Raw genomic sequence first — 25,286 nt, forward strand, 5'->3', positions numbered from 1 at the left:
TATGGGTGGCACAGACCAGGGGGTAGCGACTGTTTAGTAAAAACACAGGGCTCTGCGAAATCGAAAGATGACGTATAGGGCCTGACGCCTGCCCGGTGCCGGAAGGTTAAGAGGAGATGTGAGAGCATTGAATTGAAGCCCCGGTAAACGGCGGCCGTAACTATAACGGTCCTAAGGTAGCGAAATTCCTTGTCGGGTAAGTTCCGACCTGCACGAATGGCGTAACGACTTCCCCGCTGTCTCCAGCATCGGCTCAGCGAAATTGAACTCCCCGTGAAGATGCGGGGTACCCGCGGTCAGACGGAAAGACCCTATGAACCTTTACTGCAGCTTTGCAGTGGCATCAGGAAAATTCTGTGTAGGATAGGTGGGAGGCATTGAAGCAGTGGCGCCAGTCACTGTGGAGCCGTCCTTGAAATACCACCCTGACTTTTTCTGATGTCTAACCGCGGCCCATAAGCTGGGTCCGGGACCCTGCATGGCAGGCAGTTTGACTGGGGCGGTCGCCTCCTAAAGGATAACGGAGGCGCGCGATGGTGGGCTCAGGTCGGTCGGAAACCGACTGTCGAGTGCAATGGCATAAGCCCGCCTGACTGCGAGAGTGACAGCTCGAGCAGAGACGAAAGTCGGCCATAGTGATCCGGTGGTTCCACGTGGACGGGCCATCGCTCAACGGATAAAAGGTACTCTAGGGATAACAGGCTGATCTCCCCCAAGAGTCCACATCGACGGGGAGGTTTGGCACCTCGATGTCGGCTCATCACATCCTGGGGCTGGAGCAGGTCCCAAGGGTTCGGCTGTTCGCCGATTAAAGTGGTACGTGAGCTGGGTTTAGAACGTCGTGAGACAGTTCGGTCCCTATCTGCCGTGGGTGTAAGAGACTTGAGAGGATTTGTCCCTAGTACGAGAGGACCGGGATGAACGAACCTCTGGTGCACCGGTTGTCACGCCAGTGGCATAGCCGGGTAGCTAAGTTCGGAATGGATAACCGCTGAAAGCATCTAAGCGGGAAACCAGCCTCAAAACTAGGTCTCATAGAGCCGTTCAAGACCAGGACGTTGATAGGTCAGGTGTGTAAGTGAGGTAACTCACTTAGCTAACTGATACTAATCGCTCATATCTCTCACACATCAACACATGCACAGTCATCTCCTACTCACAAAATAACTAAAAAGAAATACTTCTCAATAAGCACTAACCCCCTCACTCTTTACCTTAAGGGTGAGCGGGAAGACCTGGTGGCTATGGCAGGGGGATTAAACCCGATCCCATCCCGAACTCGGCCGTAAAACACCCTAGCGCCTATGATACTGCACCTTAAGGTGCGGAAAAGTCGGTCGCCGCCAGGTCCCCTCGCTCACCCTCATATATACCCCACCAATGCGGGGTGGAGCAGCCCGGTAGCTCGTCAGGCTCATAACCTGAAGGCCGCAGGTTCAAATCCTGCCCCCGCTTCCAAATACATACTCCCATACACTAAAAATAATACCCAAAGATGCTTAGCCTCATCTCACTATGAGGGCAGCACATTCAATCAATATGCCTCATTGGTGATATAAGAGCCCCATAAAAAGCTAAAAAGCAGGATACACTCTTTCTAGAAAAATACAGTTCTGCTTGTTACAAGAGCCCCTGTTAAAGGGATTGGAACCCATATCCAGCATCAAGGATCAATGCTGCTCCCTCTCATTACCAATATAATATGACGGTCCGCGCTTATTTGGAGGAAAAACGACTAATCAGGGAACAGTGATAGGTCCTGGAGTGCTTGTTCCACTGTGCCAGACTTCAACTATCTTGTTTAAACTTCCAAAATCGCTGACAGGATTGCCTCTCACTACTAGAAGATCAGCCTTCTTGCCGGGAGACAGGACGCCTCTATCCTGTAAGTTTAACAGATGAGCCGCATTCTCTGTCGCTATATGAATTGCCGCAAGTGCAGGGAGGCCCGCCTCTTTGTAAAGTGCAAGTTCCCGTTGCTCCGCAACTCCAGGAACCCTGCTCGGAAATGCACCACTATCCGTGCCAAAGCCAATTCGTACGTGCGCTTGATAAAGAAGTTGTAGATTTTTTATATTGATAGCAAGCGATTCACGAGCATTCTGTGCATCCTTACTATGGGTGTGCTCTTCCGCCCAAGCAGGGTCATTGATCTGTTTAACAAAAGAAGTCCCTAACCACACCTTATAAAAAGCTTCTCTCGTCCAGGGTTGTTTTTCAGCCCAGGCTGTCGTGGATTCATCAAGTTCCAATGTTGGAATATACCATATCTGGTGCGTTTTCATTTTCTGAATAACATCGCCAGGAATTATTTTATCTCTGACTCCATGGGCAATAATATCTACTCCATCATTAATGACTTCTTCAGCATCGGCCAGATCATGAATATGAGCTGCGACACGAAGGTGGTCTTTGTGAGCCTGATCAATAACGGCTTTTATGATGTCTGGAGACATTTTACGAGGTAGTGAGCCATAGAATGTATCTACCCAGATTTTGACCAAATCTGTTCCTTCAGATGCCATTTCATCAACGGCTTTGCGGGCTTCTTCTGGTGTAGCTGGGCGTATAATCTGGTTGGGACCGATTTTCAGTGGTGGTGCGCCATCAGGGACGCCAATGCCCTTATCAACACCATAAAGATCAATTGGCAGTTTGCCTTCATGGGCTTCTTGCCGCAAAGGATTGAATATTTCGGGGTTGTTTAGACCAAGGGCATTTACTGTTGTAATTCCATAACGTCTATATTGCGTCAGTGTTTGCTCAATATTACTTCTTGTATAAAATTGTGGCCCACTCTCTGTGTCTTTGATGAGGCCTATATGAGAATGGTCAGAGACGAGTCCTGGCAGGACGGTATCGCCGGACCGGTTTATAATCTTTACATGAGATGGTAATTTTATATTTTTACCAAGAGCGATGATTTTATCATTCTGAAATAAAAGCGTTGCGTTTTCGAGTGGAGCCTTTCCTGTTCCATCTATGATGCGGATATGCGTCATAGCAACGGCAGGAGGCATTGTATCCGCCAAGGCCGTCCCTGAAAGAAGGCTTGTGCTTAATATGATGCTAACTATGAGATGTTTAGAAGTCATCATATGCTTTAGCTCCATTCACCCTGAATTATAAAGGCCCCCGTGAAAGCAGGAGCCTTTATAAAAATGTCTCTAGACGGATAATTAAGCCGCTTTAGGTCCAAAATCGATGACCATACGGCCACGGATTTTACCCTGTTCCATTTCTTCGAAAATATCATTGATATCTTCGAGAGGACGCATGGTCACTTTAGGAACGACTTTTCCTTCTGCGCCGAACTTGAAGGCCTCAACCAGGTCTTCACGCGTACCAACCAAAGAGCCGACCAGTTTAATGCCGTCAAACACGAGACGAGGAATGCGCAGGCTCATTGCGTCATTAGGCAGGCCAATAGCCACGACACATCCACCAGCGCGGACAGATTCAACAGCAGCGTCAAAGGCAACTTTCGCGACGGCAGTCACGATCGCAGCATGGGCACCGCCAAATTTCTCTTGAATGACTTTAGCTGCATCTTCTTTTTTGGAGTTGATGACGTAATCAGCACCCATGGATTTGGCAAGTTCAAGCTGACCATCTACAACGTCGACAACAATGACTTTGGCGTTAAAGACGTTCTTGGCATATTGCATGGCAAGGTTTCCCAGACCACCAGCACCGAAGACGACAAACCACTGTCCTGGCTTGACACCAGACATTTTAACGCCTTTATAAGTGGTGACGCCTGCACATGTGATGCTGCTTGCTTCTGCTGAGCCAAGGCCTTCAGGGACTTTTACAGCATAATCGGCAAGAACGATGCACTGTTCAGCCATGCCGCCATCAACGGTATAGCCAGCATTTTCCACACTACGGCATAGTGTTTCATTGCCTGATACACAATATTCACAATGTCCACAGCCAGAGAAGAACCAGGCAACGCTAGCCCTGTCGCCAACTTTCAGAGAGGTAACGCCAGGACCGACTTCCTTGACAATGCCAATCCCTTCATGACCAAGAATCACACCGGTCTTGTCACCATAATCTGCATTTTTGACATGAAGATCCGTATGGCACACGCCGCAACATTCCATATCGAGGAGTGCTTCACCATGACGAAGGGGGCGGAGTGTTTTATCAACGATAGCGACTTTATGGTCTTTCGTTGCAACGGCAGCTTTCATAGAAATTCTCTCATGTTACCGGACCTTCGGTGCTGAAAAGCAGGGGGCCGGCTATAAGGTTAGAACACGTAGGAGAGTATAAGGCCATTATAGAAGTTTGGTCATTACAATAATCTGTGAATGACTGAAAAATTGATGCCTAATAGTAAAAATAAAAAAAAGCATAATAAAAGCCAGTTCACTTAAGATGAAACTGGCTTTTGTAAAAAGAAAATTTAATTTCGATTTAACTTAATTCAATTGTTGTTTTTATATTGTTTCTGGTTGCATTAGCGTAAGGGCAAACATGTTCTGTCTTCTTGAGTAAGTCTTTCGCCTGTTCTTCTGCCATGCCTGGGAGTGAGGCCCTGATATCAACTTCGAGACCAAAACCCTCATCAGAACGTGGACCAATACCTACGCTGACTTCAACTGTAGCCTCAGAGGGGAGAGAGATCTTTTCATGATGTGCTACGAATTTCATAGCGCCCAGGAAGCAGGCTGCATAGCCAGCGGCGAAAAGCTGCTCGGGGTTATTGCCTTGATCATTGCCGCCCAGTTCCCTCGGTGTACCAAGATCAACCTTGAACTTCCCATCCAGTGTTTCAGCGTGGCCATCACGTCCGCCAGTAGCGCGAGCAGCCGTGGAATATAATACATTAACTGACATATGAGACTCCATATATTTCCAGAACTATTCTAGTAATGCGCTCAATTTGTTGTAAATGATTTAATGCAAGAACCATTTTTTAAAGAGAATAAATAGCTCCTGCGTTCAAACCGCATGAAAAGTTATTTTTCCGTGAGGGAGGCCATATCAATAACAAAGCGATAGTGGACATCACCTCGTTCAAGACGTTCAAATGCTTCATTGATCTCGTCAATGCGGATCATTTCACATTCAGGCAGAATATTCTTTTCTGCACATAAATTGAGCATTTCCTGTGTTTCAGCGATTCCGCCAATAAGAGAACCAGCGATGCGTCGTCTTCCCATGACCATAGGCACGGAAGATGTTTCTGATAGTGGTCCGATCTGCCCGACGATTACGAGTGTGCCATCAATATCAAGCAGTGGCATATAAGGGTCAAGGTCATGCTGATAGGGGACAGTATCAATAATGACGTCAAAATGACTGGAGGCCTGTTCCATGGCTGCTTTGTCAGAAGAGACGAGATAATGATGCGCACCAAGTTTCAGGGCATCTGATTTTTTCCGGTCTGAACGGCTGATGACCGTAACTTCGGCTCCCATGCCAGCAGCCAGTTTGACAGCCATATGGCCTAGGCCCCCCAGACCAATCACACCGACTCTTTTGCCCGGACCAACGTCCCATTGCCGAAGGGGGGAATAGGTCGTGATTCCAGCACAGAGCAAGGGAGCAGCACGAGAAAGGTCTAATGTCTCAGGGACGTGCAGGACAAATTCTTCCCGTGCAATGATATGCTTCGAATAGCCGCCATAGGTGTTCTGTCCGTCGATCCTGTCTGGGCTGTTATAAGTCTGTGTGTTGCCTTCACGACAATAAGGCTCATTGCCTTTTTCACATTGATCACAATGCTGGCAAGAATCAACCATACAGCCAATTGCAGCGAGATCACCTTTCTTGAATTTTTTAACATCAGTCCCGGTATCAATAACACGCCCGATGATTTCATGGCCTGGGACAATAGGATAGACAGTCCCATGCCAGTCATTACGGACCTGATGCAGGTCTGAATGACAGACTCCACAATAGAGAATTTCTATAACGACATCATTTCTCCGGGGGGAACGTCGCTCAAATGTAAAAGCTTTCAGAGGAGAGTCGCATGATGTTGCGGCATATCCGATGGTTTTCATAGTGATATATACCTTTTAAGTAGAAATAATATCTGATTATAGTAATTCCACGATCCTTAATAAAGATATATTATTTTATAAAATTGTAATTATATAATGTTATTAAAATACATATTATAATAAATATCCTTAATTTCTGCTTTATTGTATTTTTGTTTAGGATATTGGTTTTTCTTTTAATAAAGCAAGGGCCTCAGGGCAGCTGAGTACAGCAGCTTTTTCTTGGCGTGAGAGAATATCCAGTGCGTTTTTGAGGGTAGGGCTTTCTTTCAGCTTAATCATGCCCGTCAGAAGAGGTACGTTAATGGGTTCGCCCGGTTTGCGAGGGGGGGGGAGGGTATGGAGATGCGCCTCTCTTAATACAGGGTCATTATGCAAGGACTGAAAAGCCTCAGAAGAGCTCTCATCTGTCAAAGGTGGCAATTCCTGTTGGACTAATTTCAGTACTTCAGGAGGGGTGCTTTCCTCAGGGATAAGAAGCAGTTTGTACTTTCTGGCTGTTTCTCCTACCGATTTGCTTGCGGTCAAGGCAACGAGAGGGATTGCTAGAACAAGTCCGATCAGTACGGGAAGCATCCATAGGAAAAGCGGGAGTGAGACCGACCAGGCTGCCACACTGAGGGCAATTCCAACCGCACTATAGAACCAATAACCATGAGTGACCTCTTTAAGGGAGACCCGGCCTTCTATTCTATTTTGGGTTTTCCAACCTGAATCGCGTCCGAGAAGAATGGAAAGAATGGCTGAGGTCTGTATCAGCATGGCGATGGGTGCGATAAGGCCGCCAATAAGAGTTTCTATTACGACTGATAGCGTCAAGCGTAGCCGTCCTCCTGCGCGATGAGCTGTAATGGAGTCCAGACAGGTTGCAATCAAGGCCAGAAATTTGGGTGCCAGGAGAATAATCATGGTCCCGATGAAGACGTTTCGTGCCTGAATGGGGTCTACGTGAGGCCAATGAGGATACAGAGAGCGCTCTGTGCTGAAATATTCAGGGTGATAAAAATGCGCCTGAAGTGAGATCAGAATCCCGCAGAGCAGGAATAAAAGCCATAGAGGTGACATAACATAGGCCCCCATCCCAACTAGCATATGTGAACGGCTGATCCAATGGAGCCCCTTGGCGAAGAGGATGCGGCTATGTTGAAGATTTCCCTGACACCAGCGTCTGTCTCGTATGGCAATATCAGTGAGGGAGGGAGGGCTTTCCTCATAAGAGCCGAAAAGACCGGGTACCATGTGAATGGCCCATCCTCCGCGGCGCATAAGGGCCGCCTCAATAAAGTCATGGCTTAAAATATGTCCGCCAAATGGAGGTTTTCCCTTTAAATGGGGAAGGCCCGCTTGCTCGGCAAAAGCCTGTGTGCGGATGACGGCATTATGGCCCCAGAAATTCCCTTCGGAGCCATGCCACCAGGCAATGCCGTGCGCGATGAGGGGGCCGTAAATACGCCCGGCAAATTGTTGCATACGGGCAAAGAGTGTGTGCCCTCCTACGATGGTGGGCAGGCTCTGAATAAGGCCGATGCCGGGATGTGTCTCCATTGCAGCCGTAAGGCGTACGATCAAGGCACCGTCCATCACACTGTCAGCATCCAGCACCAGCATATGGGGGTAATTTCCCCCAAAATGGGTGACCCAGTCCCCTATATTGCCAGCTTTACGATCAGTGTTCTGGAAACGACGGCGATAGAAAACATGGCCTTGGGCATAAGGCTGTTTCTGTAATTCGATGAAAGTTTGTTCTTCCTGAAGCCAGATATCAGGATCAGTCGTGTCGGAGAGGATGAAAACATCAAATGATTCAGTGCGCCCTGCTTCCTGCAGACTTCTGAGTATAGCGCGGATATTGGTGATGACACGCTCTGGAGGCTCATTATAGGTTGGCATCAGAATGGCAGTGCGCTCCCTTAGTTGAGGGAGAGGGCCGTCACGTGTAATCCCTAAGCCCAATCCGCCGTGACGTAAGAGAGAGACAAAACCACCTAGCGCAGAAATAAAAGAGAGGCTGATCCAGAAACTCAGAATGGCAAAAAGCACAAGAATCACGATGCCAAGTATGGAATAGCCGAATGAGTTGAAGACTTTATTGATTTTCTCAACGCTGTAGGCCGTCAGTAAAAGAGAGCCGCCAAAAACACCAAGGCGGTGCAGCCAAAGCCACGCAGGTGTGGTTGGTAAACGCCAAAACGGCCGACCATGCCGGTCAGGCTTTTGGCGTAGATTTTGTATTGGCATGGCCAGAGGTGCTTCTGGTGGTAGAAAAGCACTTGGAAGAGAGGAAGATAAGTCGTTCATGATGTCCAACGATAGAGCCAGGTTTCTGAAATAGGCCCTTGATCTGTGGCAAGTTGTGCGCGTAATTCGCACAGTTTCTCATCACCCGGAATGAACTCAAATGTCGTTCTAATGCCCTGGATATAAGGGTTCGGCTCAATGACAATATTACGTATTGTTCCTGGTCTTGCCCCGGCAATAAGATGAAAATTCGTGTCTTTAGGGAGGGTCAGGAATGGCTCTCCGGTAAAATCAATGACGAAGAAATGTGCTTCTGGATGATCGACCACTCCCCCTACGCGGGTTGCTGCGACACGGGCTAAATGGGTCGGCCAAGGCGTATCCCATCCCCAATACATGCGGTATGTATAATTATAGACATGTCCTTTTAGTAAAGGATCTTTTGGGCGCCAGAAGGAGACGATATTGTCATTTACTTCACTTGGTGTAGGAATCTCTACGAGTTCAATTGCCCCTTCGCCCCAGTTTCCTACAGGTTCAATCCATAGGGAGGGCCGTTTTTCGTAATGGAGGGCCAGATCTTCATAGTCATGAAAATCCCTTTCCCTTTGCATAAGACCGTAACCATAGGTACCTGTATCGGTAAAAGCAGAGATCTGTAGGTCCGTCGGATTATCTAGTGGGCGGTAAAGCTGTTGTTTGGCACCTGTCCAGATCTGTAAGGCCTCACTATCATGTGCCGCAGGGCGCCAGTCATTAACATGGCTATGATTATTGGTGTCGAAATAGAACATGCCTGTTAATGGGGCGATTCCTCCATTTGCGATATCACGACGGGGGAAGAACGTAGATTGCACGTCAAATAAAGTCGTCTCACCAGGGCGGATTGTAAAGCGGAAAGCACCTGTCAGGGAGGGGCTGTCCATCAGGGCATGGACTACAAGGGATTGGGAGTCGGGCAACGGTTTTTCAAGCCAGAAAGCCTTGAAGAAGGGGAATTCCTCTCCTTTAAGGGTCCCGGTATCTTTTGCAAAGCCACGCGCAGAAAGCCCATAAATCTGGCCTTTGGCGAAGGAACGGAAATAGGAGGCCCCTAAAAAGACGGCACATTCTTCCATGACGCCGGGCGTGTTTATGGCATAGCGGATCCGAAGACCTGAAAAGCCTATATCGCCTGATATTTTCAGAGAGGGATCGCCGTAATTATAGAGATTTGCGTCATAGGCGATTTCAGTCGCTTCACCATTGACAACCTCGAACATATGCACACGTGGTTTATAGAGATAACCACGTGGAAAAAACTCCACGTCAAAAGCGAGTTTGTCAGTATGCCAAAGCGCTTTGTCAGAGATATATTGAATGGACGTAAACTGATCGAACCCCATATTGGAAAGCATGTCGGGCAGATTATGAGAAGGGGCGACATAATCTTTATGGGAAAGAGATCTGGCTAAGGCCCTGACGGTGTTTTCATCAAAACTATGAGACTCATGAGAAGGAGATGTAGCTGCCCGCGCTCTGGACATACCAGCACCTAGAGCTGTGAATCCTGCTCCGGCCCCGAGGCTGGTTTTTATAAGATCGCGTCTGAATAACTTCATAAGAGCCTGAATCCTCAGTTATCTCAATAAATCAGCTCACTCTCTCTTATGGAAGAAATGATACCATAATCTAGAGAAAGGATAAAAAAGCCGAAAAGCCTGAAATTTTTCTGGAGATATTAGCGAAATGTAACCGAGTCTTCTATACCCAGTCTGTGAAGTGGGGGAATAATTTGTGCCATCATTGCGATACTCTCAGCAGACAAGTCTTCACAAAAAGGCAGATGAAACAGATAGTTCGCACCGCTATATCTTTCGATAAGGGAACGATTATCGGGGTTTTCCCCACCATTAAAAATAAAGCCGAGGACAGGGACACAACGTCGTGATAAGGCTTCAAGACTGAGAAGTGTGTGGTTTACTGTTCCGAGACCAGGCCGCGTTACAAGAATGACAGGCAACCCCATCCTGCCGATAAAATCTATCATCAGATGCTCAGAGGTGACCGGGACCATAAGCCCTCCTGCACCTTCTATAATCAAAGGGTGGTCATTACAGTCCGGGATGGACAGGGACTCGATATCAAGGGTGCGGTTTTCTTTCTGCGCTGCCATAAGGGGTGAAAGGGGCGCCTGGAGTGTACAATAAGGGGGGATGATCCGTTGCGGCGTAAGTTGCGCAAGTTTCTGGACGGTTTCGGTATCCCCGATTTCATCAGATAATCCTGTCTGGAATGGTTTCCAGTAATAGGCTCCCCATGCTGCCGTCAGGACGGCACTGACCATGGTCTTTCCCACACCAGTATCTGTGCCTGTTATAAAAACACCCTTGATCTTACGCATCTTCAATCCTTGTGAAACATGCCGAAAGCGACCTGATAGGTAATCTCGTCATAGGTCTTGTCAAACAGGGTCATGGCTTTTCTTAATGCTGGGGCGCTTGGAGGATTATGGCCTAATCGAGGTAAAGAAGCTCCAATTTTTTTCAGATTTCGCAGAAAATCATGCGAGGAAAGCACTTTTTCTTTCATAGCCTCGATAAACCATTCTCCATGCCCTCCTAGAGGCCAGTCTGCCTGTAGACTTGAAAGTTCAGGATAATCAGGAATCCCGCAGGAAATTAAGGCATTTTTGCAGATTATCCGCCATTCATGAAAACTGCCATAGGCCAGGGTTGTAAGACAAATTGTGCCTTCTGGTGCCAGATATTCTGCAAAAAGCTTTAAGGCAGGGGATATGTCTGGAAACCACTGGATACAGAGATTGGAGATAATGAGTGAAACTTCATGAAAAGGAGGTGGTGGCTTTAATGTCTCGCCATCCATCTGGTGGAAGAGAATGTTTGTTTCAGAAAACCCTCCCTGTTTTATTTTCTGCTCCGCGCGTTTGAGCATCTCTGGGGAAATATCTGTAATAATATGTGTCGAGGTGGGGTAAAGGGTGAGCAGTTTTTCGGTCAGGTGGCCTGTCCCACATCCTATTTCCAAAATGGTTGTAGGAGATGTTTTGACGTTCTGGCTAAGGAGATCAGCCAGTTTTTGCGCTGTTTCTTTCTGTATCACAGAGGCTGAATCGTAGTCGACAGCCTTGTCAAAGTGACGGGCGATTTCCTTGGTTCGTGAAAAACTCATGAAAAGGAGAAGCCTATTTTAAGTGTTTCACGAATGATCTGAAGAGAGGCAGCCTTATGCGTTATGGGTAGAAGGTGGCCTCCTTCCCAGCAACAGCTTTTCCATAAAAGTGGGTTATGAGGGCGTGTCAGCCCCGCACGGGCAGGGGAAAGAGGGTCTTGTGAGCCGATAATATTGATAAGGGGTTTTTCCCATTGGGAGAGCTGGGTGCGGGTATCTTTATCGCGTAGAAATGCCAGTCCTGCCTGAAGGTATGATTTTTCAGGCAGGGAGGAGGGTGCTGGAGTATTGTCCCCGCAGAGAGCGCGAAACTGGTTAAGTGTTGTCTGGGGAGCCTGTTCCAGTCGTAGACTCATTCTCTGAAGAATTCGGTCAGGAACGCCCTGAGGGAAGGTGGGAGCGAATGAAAAACGGGGAAATCCGTTAAAAGCAATTAACCCTCTACAAGATGGATCATTCTGGTAAAGAGCCGTCATCACTCCTGCTGAATGGCCAATAGCCAGATAAGGAAGAGCGGGTGGCATCCTGTCGGGCTTATCCCCAAAATAACCGGCCTCATAAAAATAACAGGGAATATCAGAAAGGTTTTCATGGAGTGCGTTCCAGAAAGAACGATCGTACCCCCAGCCATGGATAAAATAAAGCGCCAAGGAAGCCATGATTAAGCCATTTCTACAGTTTGAGAGAGAACAGAGATCAGGCGGGACAGGTCATCTCTTGAAAGAGTGCTATGAAATGCCAGTCGCAGGCGGGCTGTATGAGGCGGCACCGTCGGAGGGCGGATGGCTGTGCAGAAAAATCCCTGCGTGCGCAGATAATGAGCGAGAGCCAGAGCTTTTGAGGAATCGCCAATCATAATGGGAATAATCTGTGTTGTCGAAGGAGCTGTCTGGAGGCCGATTTTATTCATAGCCTCTCGGAAAAGAGAAGATTTTTCTTCAAGTTCGAAGCGGTCAGAATCAAGAGACGGCATCAGGTCAAGAGCTGCGTCCAGTGCCCCTAATATGGAAGGAGGCAGGGCTGTGCTGTAAATAAAACCTGATGCAAAATTGGCTATAAAATCGCAAAGTGCTTTTGAGCCGGTAATAAAAGCTCCCATACCCCCTAGGGCTTTACTGGCAGTGCTCATGGTAATATCAGCTAGACCGTTGCCTAATCCCCTTCCATTCTGTCCAAGCACGCCTGTTGCATGTGCCTCATCTATATAAAGGGCAGCGTGGAAGCGATCTGCCAGAATGCGAAGGGCCGGAATATCAGCTCGGTCACCATCCATTGAGAAGACGCTCTCCGTCATAATGAATTTCAACCCTGGCTGTGAAGCGTTCTGGGTTAGGATTGTCTCAAGATGATTGAGGTCATTATGACGGAAACGATATTGTTTAACCCCTGCAGCCGCACATCCCATATGAAGGCTGGCATGGTTGAGGCGGTCAGTGAAAAAAACTGCGTCGTGATGAGTGTTCTGTCGGGAAAGAAAATTCAGGGCAGGGATAAGAGACGCATTTGCCTGCCAGCCTGTGGCAAATAATATGGCGGCTTCGCACTGTTTAAAAAGCGCCAGTTTTTCTTCCAGAGCCTGATGGAGTGTCAGTGTGCCGTTCACAAGTCGTGAGGCGCAGCTTCCTGTGCCATGGAGGTCTGCCCATTCAGCAGCTCTTCGTCTCAGGAAAGGATGCTGTGAGAGGCCTAAATAATCATTGGAAGCTACATCAACAAGCCATTTTCCTTCGCAGAGAATAGCATTCCCTTTGCGTTCTATGGGTACGGGGATTCTTAAAAGATTTTCTATCTCCCGTTGTCTAAGGGCTTGTTTGAGGCTGTGTTGCAGCGGAGATGTCATGAATATTGTTCTTTCAGGACATCGTAAATTGCAGAAGTCAGGGTTCTCAGTTCTGTGGGTGTAATCGTGAAGGCAGGCGTCAGATAGACAATGTTCCTGAAGGGGCGGATCCAGACATTTTTTTCAAGAAAAGCTCTGTTAAGAGCTGCGGCATCACGCAGTGCCCGTAATTCTACGACACCAATAGCGCCCATGACACGCACGTCTTTGACGTTGGGCAATGTGCGGCAGGGAGCAAGTTCCTGCTCAAGCTGGGTGCTGATCTTCTTTACCTGTTCTAGGCGGGGTTCCTGTTCAAACAGATCCAATGACGCATTGGCAACGGCGCAGGCAAGCGGGTTCGCCATAAAAGTAGGGCCGTGCATCAGGGCATGAAGGGGGTTATCTGAAAGAAAAGCTTCAAAAACAGGTTTGCGCGCAATGGTGGCTGCGAGTGGCATGGTGCCTCCCGTTAGGGCCTTGGAGAGCGCCACGATGTCGGGGACGATTCCAGCCTGTTCGCAGGCGAACATCGTCCCGGTGCGGCCAAATCCGGTAAAAACTTCATCCAGAATGAGTAAGATTCCATAGTGATCACAAAGGGCATGTAATTTCTTAAGCACGGAGGGCGCGTAAAACACCATTCCTCCCGCGCCCTGGACAAGGGGCTCTATAACCATGGCCGCAATCTGGTGGCTTTTTTCATCCAGAAGTTGTTCAAGCCGTCCAAGGCTGTCAGAATTTTGAGGGATATCAGCCAGATAATGATGTGGCAGGCATTGATTGAAAAGAGCGTGCATCCCTTCTTCTGGGTCACAGATCGACATCATCATTAGTGTGTCCCCATGATAGCCGCCTCTGAAAGAAAGGAGTTTCGAGCGTTCTGGACGCCCCATATTCAGATGATATTGAAGGGCTGTTTTTGCAGCGACTTCCATGGCGACAGATCCAGAATCCGTAAAGAAAACGTGATTCAGATCCCCTGGCAGTAATTTAGCCAGCCGTTCTGCCAGCTTCGTGGCCGGATCATGTACTATCCCTCCAAACATGATATGCGGCATAATTTGTGCCTGGTGAATCAGTGCCTGTTGGAGTGCAGGATGATTATAGCCATGGCAGGCAGTCCACCAGGATGCAATGCCATCAATCAGGGTCTGGCCATTGGCAAGCGTGATTGTACTTCCCGCCGTTTTGGTAGCCTGAACTGGACAAGGGGCTGTTTGCATCTGGCAATAAGGAAGCCATATGTGAGGAAGGGAAGAGGCACGCGTATAAGCAGAGGGATCTTTAAGAGACATAGTGTTCATTATGCTGATCAGGACTGTTTCAGCAACTTTATATTGGATGTAAAAATTTCCTGTTTATGACAGAATGTATAATTGCCTTTTTAATTATTTATTTGCTAGAAAATTCTGCCTGAATAAGGTGGAAATATGAATTGTACAATATACTATTTTATTCAGGATATCGTTGCATCAGGACAGGAGCCTAGGGATGATAAAAAAAGCACAATTGACCGTTATAGGTTTGACGTCATTACTAGCTTTGGCTGCCTGCCAGACACCGGGCGAAGAGTCTCGTCCTGATGTTTATGACCAGTCACAGGTTAACACGCTGCAGCGGACACGTATTGTAACGATCATTGCGGTTTCTCCTGCGCGGATTAATGTGGATAATAGAGCTAATCAGAATACGGCCCGTGTTGCAGGTGGTATATTAGGGGCGGCTCTGGGTAGTGGCCTTGCCGCAGGTGTCGGGCATAGTGGCTGGGGTGGTGGTCTTGCCGCAGGTGCTGGCGGTGCAGTAGGTGGTGCCATGATTGGCGGTGCTGTCGCAGGTAGAACAACACTCGTCCAAGGTGTGTCTGTTACTTATCAAGATCGGGCGGGTGGTGAAGCTTATACAAGTACCCAGGTGGGTCGTTTATGTGAATATACGCCAGGGACGGCGCAGCTCGTGACAACAAAAAATAACGAGACACGCGTACAGCCTAATGCGGCCTGTCCTAAAAACTAATATTGGAGAGCTGAAGGAGGAGTGAGACGTAATGGCTAAGAAAACCTTGTCCAAAACGATAATGGGCGTTAGCTTTTTTAGCGTTTTGCTGTGGGGTGGTGTATTACCTCTTGCTTCTGCTCAGACAGACCCAAATCAGCTTGACGCATTGAGTCGGCTTCAGGATGCTCAGGATTCCCAGCGTGTTGCAGTGCAGAGAGCACAACAACAGGCACAGGCCGAGGAGTGGGCAGAATGGAGATCGGCAGAACGTGCTGCCTGGGCCCGTGAAGAAGCAAGGCGAAAACAGGCAGATGCGTTTATAGAAGATACCCGTGAATATCTTCATGCCAAACGAGAAATTGAAATAGAGAAAGAAAGGGCCGGGTTACAGTTGGATCTGGCCAAGGCAAAACATTCTGAAGATTATGTCAAAGCTGATCTCGGCCAAAAACAGGCTGAGACAGATAGTGTCGCGGCTAATAATGAGGCAACACGCAATGTAGCAACTGGTACGCAACAGTTACTGGAAGCTTCAGGTAAAGCTGAAAAAATGAAACAACGTCATTGGTGGGAATCAAAAGATTGAAGAACTGTTTTATATAAATTCGTTTATATGGGACTGTAACTTTGAGATTCTTACGATAAAGATCGTTTTATTTTTATAAATATGCTAGAAACTAACAAAAGATTTAAAATTTTTGTTAGAGCCTGACTATGGAGTTCTGCTAACAGGATTTAACATGGTCTGGCTAAAAGTTGGTTCTAGTTTTGTGATTATAATACCACTCGTTCTTCCAGACACTGATGAGAGTGAGGCCTTGTGCAGCTTTTTAGTATTTGCCGATCATTTGACAAAAAACTGAGGGGTTTTTTCTGTATCAAGAGCAGGAATTATGCTGGGAACCGCTTTCGTAAAGAGCAAGTTGTCAAAGGTGTGGCAGGGTTGTCCTGTGTTGTAAGCTTGCTGCTACTCCCAACATCGCTTGCTGGGGCGGAGGATACTGATCAGGTGGGAGAGGCGTTAGGCCAATATACGCTTAGTGATGATCAACGCGGGATTCCTGCCACCACGCCTCTTAATTATGCGGATGACGACAGTCATGTTTCCACCAGCTCAGCATCCTCTGAAAAAGAACAGGTTCTGAATTATTTTTCAGGGACCTCTGGCGATAATGTTGTCCAGAATAACGATATTCATTCTGACAATGTGGCCTCTATTCCAAAAAAAGCTTCTTCTGGGGATCGCTTCTCACCCAGATGGGGAATTAATGACCCTCCTCCTGAGGTATGGGATAATGCCAACCTTGAGTTGGAAGCAGCATCAGGCACTCCAGTAACAAATAATGCTGACTATTATCTGACAGGATATTTAACATTTAAAGGTGAAGGTAAGCTCATTCTTACTGGTGATACTGAGCTTTATTCGAAAGAAGGTATCAACACGAACTTTCCGGTTGATCCCACATCTCCTCCTCCTATCGGGGCAGCCTCTATTGAAGGAGGTGAGATGATCGTAGATGGGGAGGGTAAAGAAGGTGGAAATACTGTTGGGACGAACAGTTATACTGTTGTCGGACGTGGAGAAGATTCAAGCGCCAAATTAACAATTGAAAATGGCGCCGGATTTATTGTTGGGTCCCCTGAGAATGGTCCTTCAAAAGTGCCAAGTAGTGTAATTATCGGCCTTGGTGGTGGTAGTGAGGGGACGGTAACGGTTGATGGGATAAACCGTGATGGAAAAACACATTCTGCCTTGATTGCTTATGGCTCTAATGGTGCCGTAACGATTGGTAATGGTGATCAGAGTTATGGTTCAGGTTCTGCCCAGGGTACATTAAATGTGACCAATGGGGGAGAAGTATATGCAGACCGTGTTATTCTAGGCAATTACAAAGATGCAAATGGTACGCTAAATGTCGGTTGCTCTACCTGTAACCCTGGGGATAATGGTGAAATATCTACGGTAAATGCAGGAGGAGCTGTTGTTGATAATAGTGATTCGTTGCGGGTTACAAGCGATTCAGGGCTTTATGTAAACTCTGCTGGTAATGGCACTGTCAATATTTATGATCATGGTGTTGTTACAGTTCAGGGGCAATTGCGTTTTGGTGACTCTAAAACTTCCTATGAGAATAATACAGGGCGAGGTGAAGTTAATATTAATAATGGTGGGGTTCTCCAGGTTGCAGATACTCATTCGTCAAATGGTATGGTCTATAGCGGCATCGTAAGTAACGAAAAGAACTACGCTTTGAATATTAATGATGGTGGGACGCTACAGCTTCTTAATGACAAGTCTACCTTGACTACCAATGTTAATATAAACCTGCAGGGGAATGCTAATATTCAGACAAATAATGGCACAGCCTATCTTTCAGGACATTTGCTGGGAAGTGGTGATCTTGACTTGAATGATAACAGAGCCGGAGCTGCAGGTGAATTACAATTAGCCTCTTCTAACAGCTATTCAGGGGCTACGATTATCAATCAAGGTGATGTCAGGCTTGTTGAGCATGGAGGTCTTGATACAGGCGCTATTTCGCTAGGCTCCAGGAATGCTCCAGACGGGAATGGCGGCCAGGTTATTAACCATGGTTCTCTTATTATAGATAAAGACGAAACGACTATTTTAAAACAGGATATCATTCATGATTCTAATGCAGATGATGATATGGATGGTGGTATTATCCAGCAGGGTTCAGGCCTGACAATATTGGAGGGAAATAATAGTTATAAAGGCGAGACCCATATCTATAACGGCACTTTGCGTATTGATGGGAATCAGGGAGGAACGTCAGGGCCTAATGCAGTGGGGCCGGCTGATGGAAGGACGGTTGTTGAAGAACACGGAACATTGTCTGGTAGCGGTACGGTCGGAGGGAATGTTCTTGTTAATGGTGGTGGTAAACTAGCACCTGCTGTGGGGAATCAATCGGGGAATCCAAATAATATTCTAAACATTAAAGGTGACCTTAGTCTTCATAATGCGTCACAGTTGATTCTCGTAACTAATAAGGGAGAACGCCAACTCGCAGTTGTAGATTCAACTGGTCATGAGACTGGTGGCAATTATCTCAATAGTGATAGCGTTACGGTGGACGGCCATGTAAACTTCCAGCCAAATGCGATTGTTGAGGTAAAAAGAGGTAACCAGATTCGTTATGACCGTGCCTATCGTATTTTGTCTGCGAAAGGAGGTATTTCTGGCGATATAAAACAAATCAACAAGAATGCTAGAACGCTTCATTATTACTTTCTGACGCCAAGCTTTTATTTTGTAGATGCAGCGCCTGGTGAAGATTCAAAAGGTATTGACTTTAGACTTGACCGTAATGACAAGAAGTTTGAGAGTGTCTCATGGACACATAACCAGCATGAAGTTGGTCGTATTCTGGATCATTTGACGTCTGATTCTGATATCGCCCAGGCTGTTGCACAGGTTGGTTCTGCGACAGAAGCCAGAGCTGCACAGAAATCATTGGCTGGTGAATTACATGCTTCATTACGGACAGCTCTGATCCAGGATAGTTATTATCTAAGAGAAGCTGTTGTGGACCGTATTGCCCAGTCTGTTTGTGATGATAATATCGTGGGTAGCAATATTCATACAGCTGATCTGAGAACACACAGGCGCGATGATGGACGATGTATCAAAGGGCGCCCCGTCCTTTGGGGACAGGCCTATGGAAGTGAGGGACATGTTTCTGGCGATAGCAATGCTTCCCCGATGCATCATTCAACCGCTGGTTTCATCATGGGGGCGGATGCTTCTATCCGTGGGAATGATGATTGGCGCGTAGGGGCCGTTGTCAGCTATGGCCACAGCATGTTCAATCTTTCCGGTGAGGATTCTTCAGGTAACAGTAATAATGTGTCTGTGGGTGCTTATACTGGTGGAAAGATTGATAATTTCCGTTTGGCAATCGGTGCTGATTATACATGGAACATGATTACCACTAACCGTCGTTTCACAATCGCTGGTTATGGTGATAGCCTGCACGCCCATTATGATGGGGGGACGGCACAGATTTATGCAGATCTGGCATATCCTTTCCATATTGGTCGTGTGAGCGAGGTCGAGCCATTTGTCGATGCCTCCTATGTCAATCTTAATACCAACAGATTTCGTGAAACCGGCAATTACGGGATGCTGATTGGTAAAGCCAAGGATGATAGTGTCGTTTATACGACTGTTGGTGTCAGGGCCTCTACGAAAGTCATGGTGGATAATGTGATGATAACACCACATGTGATGGTGGCTTATCGGCATGGTTTTGGAGATTTACGCTCTAAAATAAAGAACAGCTTTACCGATGGTGGTGGCTCTATGGATATTCGGGGGCTTGCCCTGTCTGAAGATGAGATTGTGATGGACCTTGGTATGAGGGTTAATGTAACGCATAATATCAAGGTTGATGTGTCTTATATTGGTCAATATGGTGGGCGGACGACGGCAAGCGGTGCCAAGGCGGATCTGAAAGCCCGTTTCTGAGTTATAGAGTTTTGGTGTAAGGGGAAGAAATGGTTTCAGATCGGAGCCAGAACAGGCATCATTTTTTATGTGGCTTTATCTTCATAATGTCTGTGTGGTGTGCAGGATTTCTGTTTCCCATGGTCCCGGCCTGTGCAGGAAGTCTTCCTCATGGGGCTACAGCGATCAATGAATCTTATCAGGAATGGCATCTTGATTGTCACAATAGTGAGGAAGGAGTCCAATGCAAGGTTTCCCAGAGACTGCTAGAAGGACAATCACAGCAAGTTTTTTTCAGACTCGAATTTACACCGACAAATAGCGGTCAGCCTCATGGCCTTATGATAACGCCTTTCGGCTTAAGTCTCGTAGAAGGGGTTACTGTGACGACAGAGGGCGAAATGGTAGGTGACGTTTATGCTTTTAGCACCTGCGTCCCAACCGGATGTGAAGTTCCCTTTGATCTGGATGAGATCCAATTTAAGAATTTTCTCAAAACCGAGAATGTCAAATTCGCTTTTACGACCCTTAAAGGGAAAGTTGTAAATTTCCAGCTTCAGACAGCTGGTCTGTCAGATGCTCTGGAGCGTGCTGCTTCATTCATGAGATAATCATCATTGCTATTACGTAAATCGGGGTGATAGTCTTTGAATAAAGATTAACAAAGGTGGCTTTTGTGAATCAGAGACGGCTTTTGCCCTTTTACGTCACTTTATCTATTCTTTCATGGGCAAGCGCTTACCCTGTTGTCCGTCTTGCCTTACGTGATGTTCCCCCTATTCCTTTGGCTGCCTTGCGTTATTTTTTTGCAGCCTGTCTGGCGGCCTTATGGTTGGTCTGGAAAAGACCAGTTCTGCCAGAATTAAGGGATTTTCCCCGATTATTTGCCTGTGGGGCCATGGGCATAACGGCTTATAATATCTTCTTTAACATGGGAGAGCAGAGTGTTTCTTCTGGGGCGACAAGTCTGATTATAGCATCTGCACCGATTATGGCTGGGATTATGGCCGTCTTCTTTGCTGGTGAAACCCTGTCTTTTTTCGGGTGGCTGGGGTCTCTTGTCAGTTTCTGTGGTGTGGCGCTCATTGTTATGGGCCAGGAAGGCGGGCTTTCATTCGGCTCCGGGGCAGGGCTGGAGTTAATTGCTGCTTTTTGTTCTGCCAGTTATGTGGTGCTTCAGCGTCCTTTAGTGCAGCGTTATGGTGGTTTGCCAGTTACGGCTTGTATATTGCTGATCGGTGCTTTTTTGCTTCTGCCCTGGTTAAGGGAGGGAGCAGTCACACTATATCATGCGCCTAAAAGACTGTGGGTGTATGTGCTGGAGCTGGCGATTTTCCCTGCAGCGATTGGCTATGGTGCCTGGAGTCACGTCATTGGGGTTATGGGGGCTGCAAGAGGGGCGATATTGCTTTATTTGCTCCCTCCAGTGACGTTTATTCTTGCATTTATACTGGAAGGTAATTGGCCCGATTTGCCAACCTGGTGTGGAGGAATTATTGTAATGTTGGGTGTGGCTTTGGCACATAAAAAGAAAAAAAAGGGAATTTAATTTTCTTTGGAAGACAGTTTATAAAAACTGAAAACTGATTTACTGTAATCCTGTCAGAAAATATATTGTCAGAGACTTAAAACTGCCATGATTTTATGCTGCTCTGTTTCAGATGGATTTAAGGATGTAACATAAAGTTCGATCCTCTCTATGAGGGGGGCTGGTGATATGGGTTAAAAGTCTGATATTAAGATAATGATCATGGAATTCTGACAATAGCCTGAGTCTATGGATGTGGTGATAAAAGGGAATGTTGAAATGCCCTTGGATAAAGAAGAAGGATAATCTGTGGAGCAACATTCTTCGTCTCAAGATCACTCTTCAGAGCCACAAAACCCTGTTTATATCCGTTTGAGGGCTGTTATAGCTGCGGCTCACTTCCATGGAATTAATCTTGATATAAGGGATTTCGCCATTGAAAAAGGCGAAAAATTTCCCTCACCTGCTACTTTAGCCCGCTGGGTACGCGCACAGGGTGGCGTTGCCAAAGGGATGCGCCTGAGATGGAATTATCTTGTGCGTTTGGGCAATACGCCACCTGTTGTCCTCATGTTTAGGGATGGCTCTGCCGGGCTTATGGTCAGTACTGATCCTGCGAGGGGAATCGTCTGGCTTCGTGATCCCCTGAAAGGTGAGGGTGATCCACCAGTTCCGGTGGATCAGCTTCGTCTGGCTCAGGTCTGGACGGGTGACGTTCTGTTAATCAAACGCCGGCAGGATGAATCAGAAGCTGATTCACGTTTTGACCTTTTATGGTTTGCGAAGCTGGTGCTGAGAGAGAAAAGAGGGTTGCGCGATGTGATCTTCTCTTCAATGGTGCTCAGTATTTTACAGATATTTCCGGCGTTGATTGTCATGCAGGTCATTGACCGCGTTGTAAATTATCATTCCATGGCGACATTGGTCTCTCTGACAGGCTTTGTTGTTATTCTTAGTGTTTATGAAATTCTTCTGACGTACGGGCGGCAGGAGCTGAGTCTTGTTGTCAGTACAAGGTTGGATGCGCGTATTTCGCTTCATGCTTTTAACCGGCTTCTGGCGCTTCCTCTGGAGTTTTATGAACGCCAGCAGACAGGCGAGATTCTGGGACGTTTTTCAGCTGTATTCCGCGTTCGTGATTTCATGACCGGCCAGCTTCTGACAACGATGCTTGACCTGTTCGTGTTATTTGTCGTCATGCCTGTCCTTTTTTATATGAGCTCGACCATGGCATGGCTGACGCTGGCTGCCGCAGGGTGTATCGGCCTGATCGTCGTCATCATGCTGCCTGCAGTAAGCCGCGTGGCAGGGCAGCAGATCAGAACTGAAATGCGCCGGAACGCAACGCTTTATGAAACTGTGGCCGGAATCCGTACAGTCAAGACATTAGCGCTGGAGAACACACGCCGTACAGAATGGGATGAACGAACAGCTGATGTTGTACAATGGCGGCTGGCAGCTGGCCGGATGTCTAACTGGGCCAATACGTTTGTTTCTCCTTTGAACCTGTTTATTAATCGCGGGATTATCCTTGTTGGTGCCTATCTGATTTTGACCGGATCAGACAGCATGCAAGGTGGTGCTTTGATGGCGTTTATGATGCTGGGTGGGCGTGTAGCATCGCCTCTGGTCAGTCTCGCGCGTCTTATGGAAACGGTCAATGAAGTGACTGTTTCATTAAATGAGGCGGGTATGGTGTTAAACCAGCCTACAGAGACGAAAGCCCTGACAACGGGTATGCGTCCGAAGATCGAGGGAGCCCTTAGTTTTACGAATGTGAATTTTTCTTATCCTGGGTCGACAACCAAGGCACTTATTGATGTTAATTTTTCCATTCCGGCGGGCACCATGCTTGGGTTGGTTGGGCGTTCTGGTTCAGGGAAATCAACCATTACACGCCTGCTTCAGGGCGTCAGCCGTAGTTATGAGGGATATTTACGTCTTGATGGCATTGATCTGAGAGAAATTAATCTACACCATTTGCGCCGCTCTTTTGGTGTTGTGTTGCAGGATAATTTCCTCTTTCGCGGGACGATACAGGATAATATTACAGCAGGACGTCCAGGTTACACGATTGACGATGTGGTGCGCGCTGCGCGCCTTGCGGGGGCTGAGGAATTTATTGAACGTATGCCAGCAGGTTATGAAACCTGGATTGAAGAAGGTTCAACAAATATTTCCGGTGGTCAACGCCAACGACTTGCGATTGCGCGTGCTGTTATTTCTGATCCTAAATTGATGATTCTCGACGAAGCGACTTCTGCGCTTGATCCTGAATCGGAAGCATTGGTGAATGCCAATCTGCAACGCATTGGCAAAGGCCGGACGATGGTGATTGTGTCACACAGACTGTCATCTCTCGTCGATTGCGATAAGATTGCGGTGATGGATCATGGTGAGCTTGTCGATATTGCGCCTCACGAGATTTTGCTGGAGCGCTGCGAGATTTATCGTACCTTATGGCTCCAGCAAAACCGCCATATTAATCCCGGATCCTCTCATGAGGAGGAGGAAGAGGAAAAGCGGGAAGGAACGCAACTACCAGGGGGAGAGTATGAATGAGTGATGAAGGTCTTCTCCCCAGTCCAGGACAGAATGACGGTCAGGGGGAGCGTCCCGATGCAACGGACGTTTATAACGTCCCTAAAAAGGCGACTGATCCATTTGCTCCAGATGGTATGCCTTTGGCCCTTTTGGAATTTCACTCTCCAACAAGGGCGCTGGTCAATATGCCGGCAACACCGTCAGCTCAGTATATTGTATGGGTTGTCGGGTGTTTATTACTTGCCTGTCTGGCGGGTATGGCACTTTTCCCGGTTAATAAAGTGGTTTCCATTACCGGGCGTATGATTTCGACCCAGCCAACGGTTCTAATCCAGCCTTTTGAATCGGCGATCGTTCGCTCTATTGATGCTGATGTCGGCGATTTTGTGCATAAAGGACAAGTACTGGCCCGCCTGGATTCAACTGTTAGTCAGGCTGATATTGATAATCTGGTTCAGCAGATTCAGTCTTTGGAGACAGAAGTTGCACGTCTCAAAACTGAGGCGAGTGGTCAGGATTATGAACCTGACATCAATGTTCCCTCTTCGGTCGAGCAAGGGAAAATCTTTTTACGGCGCAAAAATGATTATCAGGCGCATATGGAAGATTTCGGACAGCGTATTGCTGGAATGGAAAGTGACCTTCAGGGGGCACGGGCGAATACGGCTATGTTCAGCAGTAAATTACGCATTGTGACTGCTGTGCTGGAAATGAGAAAACGTGAGCAGGAAGAGCAGGTTGGTTCCCGTCTTTCGACATTGGGAGCACAGGATGCCGTGATGGATACAGAGCGCCAGCTGATCACCGCACAGCAGACAGCCAATGCGACGACGAACAAGCTGGAGGCATTAAAAGCGACCCGTGAAAGTTATGCCCAGAACTGGAAGACTGAAGTTTATGCAGAATTGACCAAGGCAGAGCGTAAGCTTGATGAAGTCAGGAGTGACTATAGAAAAGCCAGAATGAGGCAACGTCTGGTTGTCTTAAGAGCGCCAGAAGATGGAATTGTTCTTACAACAGGGCCTTTTTCCATTGGTTCAGTTGTTGAGGCCGGCATGCGGGTTATGACGCTGGTTCCTACAAGTTCGGGGATGGAAGTCGAAGCGGTCATGAGAGCGCAGGATAGTGGTTTTGTTAAACAGGGAGACCATGCCCTTATTAAATTTATTACGTTCCCATATGATATCTATGGCGGCGCCAATGCGACAGTGCGTATGATCAGCGCGGATTCCTTCATGCCAACTGATGCTGCTACGAGTAATATAAAAGCAGGGATTGATCCTAAAAGCTTGTCAGGGCTGAAAGGGGCTCCCGTATTTTATCGCGTGCGTTTGCGGATTGATCGTTATACATTGCATGGTCAGCCTTCTTTCTTCCATCCATCTCCGGGGGTTCCGGTGACTGCGGATATTGATGTTGGAAAGAGAACAATTCTTAAATATCTTTTCAGCCGGATTGTCCCAACCGTTAGCGATGGTATGAGAGAACCGTCATAAG

General features: G+C 47.3%; 18 protein-coding genes, 1 tRNA gene and 2 rRNA genes (1 of these 21 only partly in view). 10 read left to right on the forward strand and 11 right to left on the reverse strand.

Annotated elements, in window-relative coordinates; genetic code table 11:
- From AC3B6P_RS02670 to AC3B6P_RS02680, 3 genes are all read left to right on the forward strand, one after another.
- Positions 1-1,131: ribosomal RNA gene (locus tag AC3B6P_RS02670) — 23S ribosomal RNA — on the forward strand (it extends 1,609 nt beyond the left edge of the window).
- Positions 1,132-1,234: 103 nt separating this feature from the next.
- Positions 1,235-1,349 (forward strand): 5S ribosomal RNA (gene rrf, locus AC3B6P_RS02675).
- Positions 1,350-1,381: 32 nt separating this feature from the next.
- Positions 1,382-1,458 (forward strand) — tRNA-Met (locus AC3B6P_RS02680).
- A gap of 281 nt (positions 1,459-1,739) precedes the next feature.
- Here AC3B6P_RS02680 and AC3B6P_RS02685 read toward each other — a convergent pair.
- The 11 genes from AC3B6P_RS02685 to AC3B6P_RS02735 form a co-directional block, all read right to left on the reverse strand.
- Positions 1,740-3,098, reverse strand: coding sequence for an amidohydrolase family protein (locus tag AC3B6P_RS02685; RefSeq protein WP_489804602.1), 1,359 nt, complete (start codon positions 3,096-3,098; stop codon positions 1,740-1,742).
- Positions 3,099-3,179: 81 nt separating this feature from the next.
- Positions 3,180-4,199: an alcohol dehydrogenase AdhP gene (gene adhP / locus AC3B6P_RS02690; protein ID WP_489804603.1), complete on the reverse strand. Its 1,020-nt coding sequence runs from the start codon at positions 4,197-4,199 to the stop codon at positions 3,180-3,182.
- Between the two features lie 226 nt (positions 4,200-4,425).
- Complete coding sequence (locus AC3B6P_RS02695) at positions 4,426-4,848, reverse strand: organic hydroperoxide resistance protein (RefSeq protein WP_489804604.1); 423 nt, start codon at positions 4,846-4,848, stop codon at positions 4,426-4,428.
- A 122-nt stretch (positions 4,849-4,970) separates the two neighbouring features.
- Positions 4,971-6,020: an NAD(P)-dependent alcohol dehydrogenase gene (locus AC3B6P_RS02700; protein ID WP_489804605.1), complete on the reverse strand. Its 1,050-nt coding sequence runs from the start codon at positions 6,018-6,020 to the stop codon at positions 4,971-4,973.
- A gap of 156 nt (positions 6,021-6,176) precedes the next feature.
- Positions 6,177-8,318 carry a glucans biosynthesis glucosyltransferase MdoH gene (gene mdoH, locus AC3B6P_RS02705; RefSeq protein WP_489804606.1) on the reverse strand — a complete coding sequence of 714 codons (2,142 nt, stop codon included), beginning with the start codon at positions 8,316-8,318 and terminating at the stop codon, positions 6,177-6,179.
- Positions 8,315-9,859, reverse strand: a complete 1,545-nt coding sequence (locus tag AC3B6P_RS02710; RefSeq protein ID WP_489804607.1) for an OpgD/OpgG family glucan biosynthesis protein — start codon at positions 9,857-9,859, stop codon at positions 8,315-8,317. Before AC3B6P_RS02710 ends, mdoH begins: the two co-directional genes overlap by 4 nt.
- A 119-nt stretch (positions 9,860-9,978) precedes the next feature.
- Complete coding sequence (bioD, locus tag AC3B6P_RS02715) at positions 9,979-10,641, reverse strand: dethiobiotin synthase (RefSeq protein ID WP_489804608.1); 663 nt, start codon at positions 10,639-10,641, stop codon at positions 9,979-9,981.
- Between the two features lie 2 nt (positions 10,642-10,643).
- On the reverse strand, positions 10,644-11,429 hold the full coding sequence (locus AC3B6P_RS02720) for a methyltransferase domain-containing protein (protein WP_489804609.1): 786 nt from the start codon (positions 11,427-11,429) through the stop codon (positions 10,644-10,646).
- Positions 11,426-12,088 (reverse strand): alpha/beta hydrolase family protein, encoded by a 663-nt coding sequence (locus AC3B6P_RS02725; RefSeq protein ID WP_489804610.1) that lies wholly within the window; start codon positions 12,086-12,088, stop codon positions 11,426-11,428. Before AC3B6P_RS02725 ends, AC3B6P_RS02720 begins: the two co-directional genes overlap by 4 nt.
- A gap of 2 nt (positions 12,089-12,090) precedes the next feature.
- Entirely contained in the window at positions 12,091-13,269 is a 1,179-nt protein-coding gene (locus AC3B6P_RS02730; RefSeq protein ID WP_489804611.1) for an aminotransferase class I/II-fold pyridoxal phosphate-dependent enzyme, read from the reverse strand.
- Entirely contained in the window at positions 13,266-14,546 is a 1,281-nt protein-coding gene (locus AC3B6P_RS02735; RefSeq protein WP_489804612.1) for an adenosylmethionine--8-amino-7-oxononanoate transaminase, read from the reverse strand. The genes AC3B6P_RS02730 and AC3B6P_RS02735 overlap by 4 nt, the downstream gene beginning before the upstream one ends.
- Positions 14,547-14,742: 196 nt before the next feature.
- Between AC3B6P_RS02735 and AC3B6P_RS02740 the strand changes: the two genes are divergently transcribed.
- The 7 genes from AC3B6P_RS02740 (at position 14,743) to AC3B6P_RS02770 (ending at position 25,285) form a co-directional block, all read left to right on the forward strand.
- On the forward strand, positions 14,743-15,264 hold the full coding sequence (locus tag AC3B6P_RS02740; protein WP_489804613.1) for a hypothetical protein: 522 nt from the start codon (positions 14,743-14,745) through the stop codon (positions 15,262-15,264).
- A 31-nt stretch (positions 15,265-15,295) separates the two neighbouring features.
- A complete protein-coding gene (locus AC3B6P_RS02745; protein WP_489804614.1) occupies positions 15,296-15,832 on the forward strand; it encodes a DUF5384 family protein in 537 nt (178 codons plus the stop codon).
- Between the two features lie 357 nt (positions 15,833-16,189).
- A complete protein-coding gene (locus tag AC3B6P_RS02750; protein WP_489804615.1) occupies positions 16,190-19,738 on the forward strand; it encodes an autotransporter outer membrane beta-barrel domain-containing protein in 3,549 nt (1,182 codons plus the stop codon).
- Between the two features lie 29 nt (positions 19,739-19,767).
- Positions 19,768-20,328 carry an invasion associated locus B family protein gene (locus AC3B6P_RS02755; protein WP_489804616.1) on the forward strand — a complete coding sequence of 187 codons (561 nt, stop codon included), beginning with the start codon at positions 19,768-19,770 and terminating at the stop codon, positions 20,326-20,328.
- Positions 20,329-20,384: 56 nt separating this feature from the next.
- Positions 20,385-21,266 carry a DMT family transporter gene (locus AC3B6P_RS02760; protein WP_489804617.1) on the forward strand — a complete coding sequence of 294 codons (882 nt, stop codon included), beginning with the start codon at positions 20,385-20,387 and terminating at the stop codon, positions 21,264-21,266.
- A 345-nt stretch (positions 21,267-21,611) separates the two neighbouring features.
- Positions 21,612-23,807: a peptidase domain-containing ABC transporter gene (locus AC3B6P_RS02765; RefSeq protein ID WP_489805527.1), complete on the forward strand. Its 2,196-nt coding sequence runs from the start codon at positions 21,612-21,614 to the stop codon at positions 23,805-23,807.
- Entirely contained in the window at positions 23,804-25,285 is a 1,482-nt protein-coding gene (locus tag AC3B6P_RS02770) for an HlyD family type I secretion periplasmic adaptor subunit (RefSeq protein WP_489804618.1), read from the forward strand. Before AC3B6P_RS02765 ends, AC3B6P_RS02770 begins: the two co-directional genes overlap by 4 nt.
- Position 25,286: the final 1 nt, after the last annotated feature.

The organism is Aristophania sp. ESL1142 (genome assembly GCF_058107345.1).

Coding starts and splice junctions, on each gene's coding strand:
- AC3B6P_RS02685 (WP_489804602.1), bottom strand. CDS start 3,098: ATGATGACTTCTAAACATCTCATAGTTAGCATCATATTAAGCACAAGC.
- adhP (WP_489804603.1), bottom strand. CDS start 4,199: ATGAAAGCTGCCGTTGCAACGAAAGACCATAAAGTCGCTATCGTTGAT.
- AC3B6P_RS02695 (WP_489804604.1), bottom strand. CDS start 4,848: ATGTCAGTTAATGTATTATATTCCACGGCTGCTCGCGCTACTGGCGGA.
- AC3B6P_RS02700 (WP_489804605.1), bottom strand. CDS start 6,020: ATGAAAACCATCGGATATGCCGCAACATCATGCGACTCTCCTCTGAAA.
- mdoH (WP_489804606.1), bottom strand. CDS start 8,318: ATGAACGACTTATCTTCCTCTCTTCCAAGTGCTTTTCTACCACCAGAA.
- AC3B6P_RS02710 (WP_489804607.1), bottom strand. CDS start 9,859: ATGAAGTTATTCAGACGCGATCTTATAAAAACCAGCCTCGGGGCCGGA.
- bioD (WP_489804608.1), bottom strand. CDS start 10,641: ATGCGTAAGATCAAGGGTGTTTTTATAACAGGCACAGATACTGGTGTG.
- AC3B6P_RS02720 (WP_489804609.1), bottom strand. CDS start 11,429: ATGAGTTTTTCACGAACCAAGGAAATCGCCCGTCACTTTGACAAGGCT.
- AC3B6P_RS02725 (WP_489804610.1), bottom strand. CDS start 12,088: ATGGCTTCCTTGGCGCTTTATTTTATCCATGGCTGGGGGTACGATCGT.
- AC3B6P_RS02730 (WP_489804611.1), bottom strand. CDS start 13,269: ATGACATCTCCGCTGCAACACAGCCTCAAACAAGCCCTTAGACAACGG.
- AC3B6P_RS02735 (WP_489804612.1), bottom strand. CDS start 14,546: ATGTCTCTTAAAGATCCCTCTGCTTATACGCGTGCCTCTTCCCTTCCT.
- AC3B6P_RS02740 (WP_489804613.1), top strand. CDS start 14,743: ATGATAAAAAAAGCACAATTGACCGTTATAGGTTTGACGTCATTACTA.
- AC3B6P_RS02745 (WP_489804614.1), top strand. CDS start 15,296: ATGGCTAAGAAAACCTTGTCCAAAACGATAATGGGCGTTAGCTTTTTT.
- AC3B6P_RS02755 (WP_489804616.1), top strand. CDS start 19,768: ATGGTTTCAGATCGGAGCCAGAACAGGCATCATTTTTTATGTGGCTTT.
- AC3B6P_RS02770 (WP_489804618.1), top strand. CDS start 23,804: ATGAGTGATGAAGGTCTTCTCCCCAGTCCAGGACAGAATGACGGTCAG.